Consider the following 9,794-nt stretch of genomic DNA (forward strand, 5'->3'; position numbering starts at 1 on the left):
CTATTATGAGGTATGCTAAAATGGCAGAATAAGTCAGTCATAATAAGGGAGATATTACATGAACATTAACGATAAAGCGCGCGAAGAATTATTCAGTGAAGTAAATGGATTGTCTGATGAAGACATCAATAAAAAGCCTTCTGAAGATCAGTGGTCGATCAAACAAATCATCGAACATTTAATTTTGATGGAAGGGGCCGTCGCACAGATGGTAACGGACCAATTGAAAAATGGGGAAATCGTGAATGCTGATCCCAAGCCGATCGAATCGTCCATCAATCGCGATGTAAAAGTAACGGCTCCAGATTTTGCGACACCAAGTAATGATTTTGCCACGTTAGATGAATTAAAGATTAAGCTGACTACAACCCATCAAGGGCTTATGGGGATTGAGAAAAATGCAGATGAAAAGGAATTGGAAATGAAGGGATTTGCCCATCCGGTATTTGGGCAGATGAGCTTAAAACAATGGATTCCCTTTGTTGGCTATCATGAAAGACGGCATATTTTACAAATTAAAGAAGTGAGAGAGCAGCTAGGAATTTAGGTTTTAGAGTACTAAGGGAAGGATAAAGGGCGTAGTATATGTCCATTCTACACCTCAAAATTAATGAGAACTGTAAGCCGCCAATCCAGCAATCCATATTTTACGAAGCCCCTCCTGGTACGATAAACGTATCCAGAGGGGCTTTTGAGGTTGTAGCGAGTCTCCGGTATGCTTCCTCTCTTCTCGAAACGTTTGTAGAAGAACTGTTCATTAAATAAACTCATTCGTTGCACTGCCCTCTCCATAAGTTTCCAAGACCGGAAACAACGACAGATGCTGACTGTCGATAAACCTATTTTCTTACACTTATTTCAGTATATCCTGAACTATATATATGAACCAGCTTGCAATAATGCTAGGTTATAGATAATTCGTTATCATTATGTTAATTACATTAGAACCTAGCACCTCCCCAGCATTTATGTCTTTTGAATGATGGAATTTCACTTTTCAACTTGAGTAGAACTACTTATTACCAGCTGTAACCGTCAAACAGAATTAAATGATTTGCCCAAATAAAGGTTTCAACATTTTCCCATAATGAAGATTCAGTGTGAACAATGTGAAGAAGAAAAAAGGACCGGGTGTACTTTTTTCTTCTACTTTTGTAAGATATTTGAGTTTATCGCGTCTTATATGTAAGGAGGTGAAATGGTGACACAGCTTGAGGATATTTATAATACATACTTTAAAGATGTATTTTTATATTTGTATAGTTTATCTGGTGATAAGCATATCGCTGAAGATATCACATCGGAAACTTTTATGAAGGCATTAACATCACTAGACAGTTTCAGAGGGGATAGTGATATCCGTGTTTGGTTATGCCAAATTGCCAAAAACAGTTATTACTCTTATTTGCGTAAGAAAAAAAGTTTTGTAGATATAGAGTCACTTCCAGAACCAGCTAGTGAAGACAATGTAGAACAAGAAATAACCTCTTCAGAAGCGTCTATGAAGGTACATGAAATTATCCAGAATTTAAAAGAGCCCTATAAAAAAGTCTTTACGCTCCGTGTCTTTGGAGAACTGTCATTTAAGCAAATTGGCAATTTGTTTGCAAAAAGTGATAACTGGGCTTGTGTTACTTATCACCGTGCTAGAGAAAAGATTAAAGCGCGATTGGGGGATTATCGATGAAAATTAGCTGTAATATGATTAGGGATTTACTGCCGTTATATGCCGAGAATATCGCAAGTCAGGATACTAGAGATATCGTTGAAGAACATATAGCTTCTTGTGAAAACTGCAAAAAACGCCTTGAAGAAATGAGGACGCTTGAAGAACTGCCAATAGATACCGATATAGCTCCCTTAAGAAATATACAAAATACATTACGAAGGGAAAAGCTGCAAACGATTATTCTTTCCGTCATGATAACATTGGTTTTTGCAGTGGTTACAATAGCTTATCTGACAACGCCAGCCTACATTTCTTATAATGAAAATGCAGTTTCAATCATTGAACAGGGTGATGGAACTGTACTTTTAAATTTTAGTGAAGAAGTATCCGGATTCCATGTAGAACAATATCCAGCAGCAGACAATTCAGGTTATGTCTATGATATAACTACATGGGAAACGATTTGGCACCAGAAAATAAGCAAAAACAACCTAGAAAATACTGTCTTAAACCCGAATGGAGAAACGGTCGCTTCAATCTATTATTACAATACCGACGGAAGTGAAAATACTTTAATTTATGGAGATCCAATAACGGATGGTTCTGTCATTACGTTACCTCGGTTAGTTTTAAGCTACTATGTGTTGTTTGCTATAGGATTTTTACTTATTTGTGGAATTGGATTGGCCATATTCCGTAAGAATGAAAAAATAAGAAATGGGCTAGAAAAAATTATTCTATTGCCCATCTCCTACCTGTTTGCTCACTTACTTATAAAAGGTCTTAACTCTACAACTTACCTTGCTAGACGGGACTTTTACGCAATATTACTAGTCACAATTTCTTTATATTTTGCGTTGTTAGCTGGAAGAAATATATTAAAAAAATTATCAATCAAGAAGCCGAAAACCACTTTAAAATAGTTGTTGCTTTCACTTTATAATAGACTCACCAATCAGCGATTCTTTTTTTAGTTTCCGTTCTATTTTACTTGATACAGAAAGGTTTCCTGATGGATTCAGATTTCTAAAACATGGCCAGAAAATATCCTTTGTATTGGTTGAAACCCCAAATTCGACTGATTAGAGGCAAGTTGCAGAAGATGGCCTCATTATTTCTGATTAATGAGGCCATTTTCAACAAACGGGCGCTTTTCTTTAATAAGAAGGCGTCTTTTTGCATGGACAACGCATTTACTTATTGGCAAATGCCAGCCACCTACCCTCTAGAAAATATAATGGTTTATAAACCGATTACGAAACTTCCCTACCGAATCATACTTGGCTAAATAATTGCTAGGGCTGCCCACAATTCCTTGGCAACAGCTATATTTGAGGGAATGCCGTAACTGTCTCATTCAGATCCTAGTAAATTGTGCTAGGCCCCCATTTAATTTAGGATAATCTGTTGAGGACATTAAAAAAATATAGGTTGCGCACGCTGAATGCCGGAATCCAGCCGCTCTTGAGTATTTTAGATAGTATTAGGCCAGCAGAAGTGTGTCGCAACTTGACACCGTATTCAATATCCTTTGCTACACCTTACCAGAGTTAAATAAACTAAAAATGATCGCCTCTACATTTCCTTTATTTTTTAGTTTATTTATGTCATAATGAGAATATAATAAAAAGAGAAGTGCTGCTAACACTTCTCCCGCAACCTCTACCGTCAGGGTGGTGGTTGTCAAAAAACTAAATCTTCTTTTGAGAGCCACCCTTTTGCTTGTGACGGCGTAGGGTGGTTTTCTCTTTTTCTAGAACTGTTCTTTTGAAGATGTGTGCGCTTACTGCTCGCACAATCCCTTTCAGAACCTCTCGTAGAAATTCAAGAAATGTTTCCATGGCGATATCACCTCCTTCCCCATAGATGGAAAGAAGAGTGACAACCAACCACCCAAACAATATCTGGTTGCTAGTTTGATGTTATCATATTTTTATGCAAATTACTATCCGATATAAAAACAAACGTTCCTCTTTATATGTAAATTCAAATGTGCAGAATATCTGAATTTAAATGCGTGAGTATATTGAATTATGTTAGAACCTGCCACCTTATACCATGCTAGCCAGCCACCTAGCCTCTAGAAAATATAATGGTTTATAAACCGATTACGAAACTTCCCTACCGAATCATACTTGGCTAATAATTGCCTGAATGACGGTAATTTCTCATAAAAGGATTGTACCCTTTCTTTGGGCATCGTGAATACTTTTCCCCAGTGTGGACGGGCCTGAAAAGGCGCTAAGGCTGCTTCAATTTGCGGAAGAACTTGTTGAACAGCTTCCCAATTATCTTTCCAAGTAAAATGAAGCCCGATGACATCTTCTTGATAACTTGGGCTTAACCAAAAGTCATCCTTTGCGACACTACGGATTTCATTCACATGAAGGATAGGGGATATCATGGACCGCATCGCCCGAATGACCTGCAAAGCCTCCATCGCATATTGTCGAGGAATCAGATACTCTGATTGCAACTCACTCCCACTACTCGGCATAAAATTAAGACGAAAGTGAGGCAAGCGATCAAACCAAGGACCATCCACTCCCATTTGTTCGGTACAATTAATACTATCTACTCCTAGAATAGGATGTGAGTTGGCTCTGGCTGGTAATGCACCATATAGCTCTGACCTTATGGGTGGTTGTTCACCTGCTAATTGCTTGAACCACACTTGGTTCATCGCCTCCTGGCTCCAATCTGTAAACAAACTAACACTGTAAGCACTTGAGAAGATTTCATCTAAATGCCCTGCAAATTGCGAAAAAGGGAGATGTTCATACACATATTGACGCACTTGATAACTAGGGATCACAGCTAATGTCAACTCAATCATGACACCTAATGCCCCTAAATGAACAGCCGCCCCGTTCCACTCTTCTTTATTCTTACCTTGAGAAAACTCGACGATCTCTCCATTGGCGGTGACCACCTTCATCGCTCTCACACTACTAGACAAACACTGGTTTTGATCACCAGATCCGTGTGTCGCTGTCGCACAGGCACCTGCAACCGAAATATGTGGTAACGAAGCTAAATTAGGTAATGCAAACCCCCGCTCCTCAAGATATGAACTTAACTCCCCATACCTCATCCCTCCTTCGATCGTGACCGTTTGCTTTTCTTGATCAAAAGCCAATACACGATTCAAATTCCCTAATGAGAGAATGGTATCATCCGAATCGGCAATATCATTAAAAGAATGACGAGAGCCTACCACTCGTACATGACTTGCTTCTTTGACAAGCTGTTGGATTTCTTCTACCCTTCTTGGTTCATACCAATGCTTTGCTTGATAAATGAGATTTCCTGCCCAATTTTTTTGTTGATTCATGGTCTCAACTCCTTTGAAATGGATAGAATGATCGATGTATTAATAAAAACTTTATTTCTCCTTGAGAATGGCCAAGTGCTGAATTCCTTTAGAACTGACATCCTATCCAATCACTTATCATTCATCGCATTTACATATTCTAGGAAGTCAGGTATCTGCCATTTTAAGATATTGTAGATTGTATATTCATATCCAGTTGGATCTTTAAAGGTTAAGTCTATAGATTGTCCACTTAGTCCGCTTGTTTTATTTTGAGTGATCGATTGGATCTCCCCATAATAAAATGCTTCCATATCACTACACCCCGGGCCAAAAGTTCTTAGATAGATCACCCTTTTATTTGTAGCCATTAGCTTGCCTAACCTTTTATCCACTTGACCACTTGTAACCTTTTTTACTACTTCCCCATCCTTTAATAGAATAGGTAATAACTCCAACTCACTTTTCGTAAAAGATGTTGAATCGACTCCTTCTAATAATTGTTCCTCAGCTACTCTAACTAATTGTTCTGTAATCTCTTTCAATTTTATTTCCTCCCTATTTGAAATAAGTAAAACCATTCCTTAGTCAATTCTAAAAAAGCGACAATGTACTTCAACCAACAGTTCACTCAACCAAGCAGTTCCTATATGTAACTATCATTTATTATCGAAGCTTCTCCTTAATGAACTGATAATATTGAACAAAAGTATCTGTATACTGTTTGAGTCGATCTTCGAAAGTTTGATTTTCCGTAAAATTTACCTTTGCTATCAGTCGATACCAATCCGTATTCTTTGATCCGATTGTAAGTTCCACTTCACAGTTCAGTGTCTTCCTTAATTCCTCAAGATAATTTTCAGCTATATATTGAATTAAATCTGTTCCTTCTTTCTTATGTGATTCAATAAAGATCGAGCCTGTATCGTCTTTTTTATATGAAAATACGAAATTTAACTTCCTTCCTAATAGACTGTGTCCTTTAAAATATTTGCGTTTGCCACCATATTTGGCCGTATATTCGGTATTAATATTGACAAAATTGGCCACTTCTTGTAGAAACTTCGATATATCATTGTCCACAGTAATTTGCCGATCCCTCGTTACCGCCTTTTTATTGATATAGTAATCTTCTAGTTTATAGGGTGGAATAATAGGATCCGCATCAATAATAACTTGATCACCTAATTTATAAGGCTTAATTGTTATGCATTTAATATCAATCCGATTTTCATAAAGCCAAGTACAAACAGATAGAATTCTTTTATCGATCTCCCTACCCACTATAATAATTCTTTGATTTGTATTAAGAACATTATTTACTTCCTCTTCAGCTTCCACTTCCAAAAATTCTACTAATTCATCTTTTGCATTCAAAGTAGGAGCATGAACATTCAAATACTCCTCAAAAATTTCTAGAATATCATGCGGACTCAATCTCACACAATACGAAGCATACTTAAGTGCTTGGAAATCAACATTGCCGCCTGTCGTATCTCTTTTGACTTCAATTATGACTAAATTGCCCTCCTTATCAACTGCAAGAAGATCCAATCTTTCATTCACTTCGAATTTATCATATTCATGAGCGATAATAAGCAGATCCTCCCCAAGTATCTCTGGACTTTTCCGAATCCATTCCTCTATATGTTGCCGTTCTTTTAAATCATGTTCAAAAAATGTCGTTTCTTGCACTTCTTCTAATTCGTTATTACTAGAATTTAGAATGTACATGATATCCCCTCCAATACTTTCTTAATATTGACAGAATACTTATCCCCTAAAATCCCCCTATTACAATGGTTTGCGAAAGTGGCCTGAATGTTTCTTGTCGACTTTAGTTAATCATAAATTCCTTGTTGGGCTTAGCTCTCACAGAAATCAGATTCTGACTGATTTAGTTAATGTCCGGAAATTTTCAAAACCCCCGTTGATGGACTAGATTCTTTTATTAAAAAGCACAGAAAATTTTTTTAATGTTTTTTTGTGCTATAATAAATAACAGAATGAATATAATATAAAAGACCGTTTGGTGTACCAGCACCGAACGGTCGAGAAGTGCAAGAAAAATCGCTTATAAGCGATCGCAAGTTTGCAAAAATAATCCACTCAACTGCTTGGAGGCTTATGGGCGTCTAGAAAAAGAGCGATGATCGCCACAATCATTGTCGAAAAGCTAATCATTAAAATCATGGCCTCAAAAACACTCATTCGCAGCACCTCCCCTCTACCTGGACTTGCCAAGACTAGAGACAGCGACAGGTGCTGACCGCCGATAAACCTATTCTCTTACACTTATTTTAGTATATCCCAAAGGAACCTTTTATGCATTAACTAGATTGCAATGATACTTATGTGAGAGATAATGGCAGATTCCATAGTATCGAATCTGCCGTCAACTCTAAATTGAGTCAAAATCTGAGGATTGTCCACATTTTCCTAAATAAGAATTCTAAGAATCTCTAAGCCATTCTCAAGTACTTGCTTGGAAACTCTCATCCACTACTAATCAAAATGATCATTTGAAATTCTTAATATCTGATAAGTCTTGCTTCTTCATTTGAATTAATTCAACTAGTTTTTGATACAGGCCAGTTGTGTGGCCAGGTCCACCTCTATGGTCCATATATCCACCTGCAAACTCACTGTAGCAGCCCGTTCTACTTAAGCGGTTGATTAGGCCTGGTACTTCGCCACTATCAATATAAAGATCTGTAGATACCCTTTCCAAAAACTCATTCCAAAAGTTAAGATATTTTTGCATAGAGAATTGACTCTCTACCCTTTCTGCCGATTGTTCAAATTCATAGAGGATATGGAGTATACATATCTCTCTATAGGAGAGTTCATCTAGTATTTTTAGATAATCATCGTATTCGTTGATATCACGCACTTTTTGTTCTAAGTGTCCGTTGCACAAAAGTCTAGAGAAGAAACGAATTTTTTGCCGTTGCCTAGTGTAAAGTGCCGCTTTATAGGTAGAAAAATAGGCATGGAGGAAATCTTCACTTTCAATCACTTCAGGCGTTAACATGAGGTTCCCCTTATTTAACTCCTCGAAAAATGCTATGGAGCGATCAACAAGAATATTCTGATAAGAAGTTGTGACCATCGTATCGATCAATCCCCCAAAAGGGACTAGTTGGATCAATCCCCTCACAACGGTGTTATTCTTATATTCTTCTAATATACTCATCTTCACATTATTTTTCACGAACTTATCGGATTGTGCCAACTCTTTCTTCTCCATAACAAGTCCTCATTTCTATCGGATTATATGTTCCAAAATTTGTAATTAGGTCCTCCTTCTAATAATAAAAGACTAACTATGCTATTAATTCGGAAATATTACGCATGTATGAGGTACAAACATTTTAATTTATGAATGATGAATGAATACCCTAACAGTCTAGTCAATCTGTTAGGGTAATCTAACTTACACTCTATAATAAATACTACCTTATCTTTTCGGAGCTCTATATCCTGCATTCTCTGCCTCTTCTACTGAACAAAACCATTTAGCGACATTTTTAGTTCGTTCGTAATAAGTACTTCCTGGAACATGATAGATGCCAGTTTGACTTCCTTTTATATCACAACTAGCAGGTTCGGCAGGTGGATCAGGAGTTTTTGCCGGTGCTGGTGCAGGTGTCGAAGCTGTGTTTGATTCAGCCTTCGGTTTTGAAGCTGTTTCTGTTTTAGTCTGTGCTTTTGCTTTCGTTTCCTCTTGTACTTTTGGTTTGGATTTAGTGCTTGCTGGCTTCTCTTCTTTAGGCGCCGTCGCCAGCTTTTCGAGATCCTTTTTTGGTGCAGGTGTTGTTGCTACTGATTTATTTTCTTTGCTCTCTTTCTTTGCTTCGCTTGCTACTTTTTCTTGCTTTTGCTCTGGATCTTTAAAGCCATCTTCCTTGGACGTAATTTTTAATACTCCAAATACCAAGTTCTTTCTCTTTCGCTTTGTCTTCAGTCAGCTTGAAATCATCAAGATATTTTGAATTTGTAGAGGAATCCTCTACTTTGGCAAATCCCTTTTCTATTAAAGTTCTATTAAAAAGAACATCTTCAATCCAGACATATGCTAGGAATCTTCCATCTTTATCCTTTTCTTCACTTTCTCGCTCTATTGTAACGGATTTTCCTTCCAAAGTTTTGCTCGTGAATTCAAATGCTTCTGTTCCAAATGGTTGCTCTCCATTTTGTGAATGTTTTGTTGCTGGAACAGCCACTGAACTTAGACTTACCTCTTCTTCCTTCCCATCTATCTCAACCAAGAGTGTAAGGCCATCCATGACTTTTGTTACTTCAGCTTTCACTCCATCCACATCACTTGGCGGTGATCGTTCCGCCGGAATCGTAACATTGGCTGAGACGAATAATTGATGATCATGATCTAATAAAGGACCAGTAAGGAGCTCAGCTTCCTCTCCAATAACCTCTAATACTGAATCAGGCTGCTTATCTGAAAGTGAAATCTTCAGCACCTGTTCACCAGGCTGTAATTCTTCAATTGGAATGGCAGCCATGGAGAAGCTTCCGTCTTTTATTGATACAGCCTTATCAAAACTTTCTTTTTTGTCATTTTGAAGTGTAATCACTAATTCGGTCGCATCTGGAAGATTGGTTGTCCCAGTAACTTCCAATTGATTATCCTTAACCGCACTTTCGATTTGCATTTCCGGTGTGAATGTCTTCACTTCTGGCTCATGTGTGACAATAGTGTAACCGTCAAGTAGTTTTGAACACTTTCCGCTAATTAATTTTGAACACTTTTTGCTTAAAACAGAGACTCTCGATATTTTATTCTATGACTAG

The 9,794-nt window shown here is 37.5% G+C and carries 11 protein-coding genes and 1 pseudogene; 3 read left to right on the forward strand and 9 right to left on the reverse strand.

Going from position 1 to position 9,794, the window contains the following annotated elements:
- The first annotated feature begins 58 nt into the window (after positions 1-58).
- The 3 genes from J2Z23_RS21430 (at position 59) to J2Z23_RS21440 (ending at position 2,592) form a co-directional block, all read left to right on the forward strand.
- Positions 59-547: a DinB family protein gene (locus J2Z23_RS21430; RefSeq protein WP_209975271.1), complete on the forward strand. Its 489-nt coding sequence runs from the start codon at positions 59-61 to the stop codon at positions 545-547.
- 651 nt (positions 548-1,198) lie between these two features.
- Complete coding sequence (locus J2Z23_RS21435; protein ID WP_209975273.1) at positions 1,199-1,687, forward strand: RNA polymerase sigma factor; 489 nt, start codon at positions 1,199-1,201, stop codon at positions 1,685-1,687.
- Entirely contained in the window at positions 1,684-2,592 is a 909-nt protein-coding gene (locus J2Z23_RS21440) for a zf-HC2 domain-containing protein (protein ID WP_057984688.1), read from the forward strand. Before J2Z23_RS21435 ends, J2Z23_RS21440 begins: the two co-directional genes overlap by 4 nt.
- A gap of 611 nt (positions 2,593-3,203) precedes the next feature.
- Here J2Z23_RS21440 and J2Z23_RS21445 read toward each other — a convergent pair.
- The 9 genes and pseudogenes from J2Z23_RS21445 to J2Z23_RS22765 all read right to left on the reverse strand — a co-directional run bounded on the left by J2Z23_RS21445 (position 3,204) and on the right by J2Z23_RS22765 (position 9,676).
- Entirely contained in the window at positions 3,204-3,356 is a 153-nt protein-coding gene (locus tag J2Z23_RS21445; RefSeq protein WP_165589599.1) for a hypothetical protein, read from the reverse strand.
- 4 nt (positions 3,357-3,360) lie between these two features.
- Positions 3,361-3,510 (reverse strand): hypothetical protein, encoded by a 150-nt coding sequence (locus tag J2Z23_RS21450; protein ID WP_165589598.1) that lies wholly within the window; start codon positions 3,508-3,510, stop codon positions 3,361-3,363.
- A gap of 239 nt (positions 3,511-3,749) precedes the next feature.
- Positions 3,750-5,003: an FAD-binding protein gene (locus J2Z23_RS21455; protein ID WP_209975275.1), complete on the reverse strand. Its 1,254-nt coding sequence runs from the start codon at positions 5,001-5,003 to the stop codon at positions 3,750-3,752.
- 110 nt (positions 5,004-5,113) lie between these two features.
- Positions 5,114-5,527: a PH domain-containing protein gene (locus tag J2Z23_RS21460; protein ID WP_209975277.1), complete on the reverse strand. Its 414-nt coding sequence runs from the start codon at positions 5,525-5,527 to the stop codon at positions 5,114-5,116.
- A 121-nt stretch (positions 5,528-5,648) separates the two neighbouring features.
- Entirely contained in the window at positions 5,649-6,716 is a 1,068-nt protein-coding gene (locus J2Z23_RS21465; RefSeq protein ID WP_209975279.1) for a PDDEXK family nuclease, read from the reverse strand.
- A gap of 375 nt (positions 6,717-7,091) precedes the next feature.
- The gene (locus tag J2Z23_RS22475) at positions 7,092-7,193 is read right to left on the reverse strand and encodes a putative holin-like toxin (protein WP_238456075.1); all 102 of its coding nucleotides are present in this window, start codon (positions 7,191-7,193) and stop codon (positions 7,092-7,094) included.
- Between the two features lie 307 nt (positions 7,194-7,500).
- A complete protein-coding gene (locus J2Z23_RS21470) occupies positions 7,501-8,232 on the reverse strand; it encodes a hypothetical protein (RefSeq protein WP_209975282.1) in 732 nt (243 codons plus the stop codon).
- Between the two features lie 210 nt (positions 8,233-8,442).
- Positions 8,443-8,580: pseudogene (locus tag J2Z23_RS22850) on the reverse strand (sunset domain-containing protein); the annotation flags it as partial.
- Between the two features lie 295 nt (positions 8,581-8,875).
- The gene (locus J2Z23_RS22765) at positions 8,876-9,676 is read right to left on the reverse strand and encodes a thermonuclease family protein (protein WP_209975284.1); all 801 of its coding nucleotides are present in this window, start codon (positions 9,674-9,676) and stop codon (positions 8,876-8,878) included.
- Positions 9,677-9,794: the final 118 nt, after the last annotated feature.

The organism is Lederbergia galactosidilytica (genome assembly GCF_017873565.1).
GTDB classification, from domain to species: Bacteria; Bacillota; Bacilli; order Bacillales; family Bacillaceae_C; genus Lederbergia; species Lederbergia galactosidilytica.

Excerpts from the sequence above, each read along its gene's own strand:
- J2Z23_RS21470 (WP_209975282.1), bottom strand. The coding sequence starts at position 8,232 with ATGGAGAAGAAAGAGTTGGCACAATCCGATAAGTTCGTGAAAAATAAT.
- J2Z23_RS21435 (WP_209975273.1), top strand. The coding sequence starts at position 1,199 with ATGGTGACACAGCTTGAGGATATTTATAATACATACTTTAAAGATGTA.
- J2Z23_RS21455 (WP_209975275.1), bottom strand. The coding sequence starts at position 5,003 with ATGAATCAACAAAAAAATTGGGCAGGAAATCTCATTTATCAAGCAAAG.
- J2Z23_RS22475 (WP_238456075.1), bottom strand. The coding sequence starts at position 7,193 with ATGAGTGTTTTTGAGGCCATGATTTTAATGATTAGCTTTTCGACAATG.
- J2Z23_RS21465 (WP_209975279.1), bottom strand. The coding sequence starts at position 6,716 with ATGTACATTCTAAATTCTAGTAATAACGAATTAGAAGAAGTGCAAGAA.
- J2Z23_RS21450 (WP_165589598.1), bottom strand. The coding sequence starts at position 3,510 with ATGGAAACATTTCTTGAATTTCTACGAGAGGTTCTGAAAGGGATTGTG.
- J2Z23_RS21430 (WP_209975271.1), top strand. The coding sequence starts at position 59 with ATGAACATTAACGATAAAGCGCGCGAAGAATTATTCAGTGAAGTAAAT.
- J2Z23_RS21440 (WP_057984688.1), top strand. The coding sequence starts at position 1,684 with ATGAAAATTAGCTGTAATATGATTAGGGATTTACTGCCGTTATATGCC.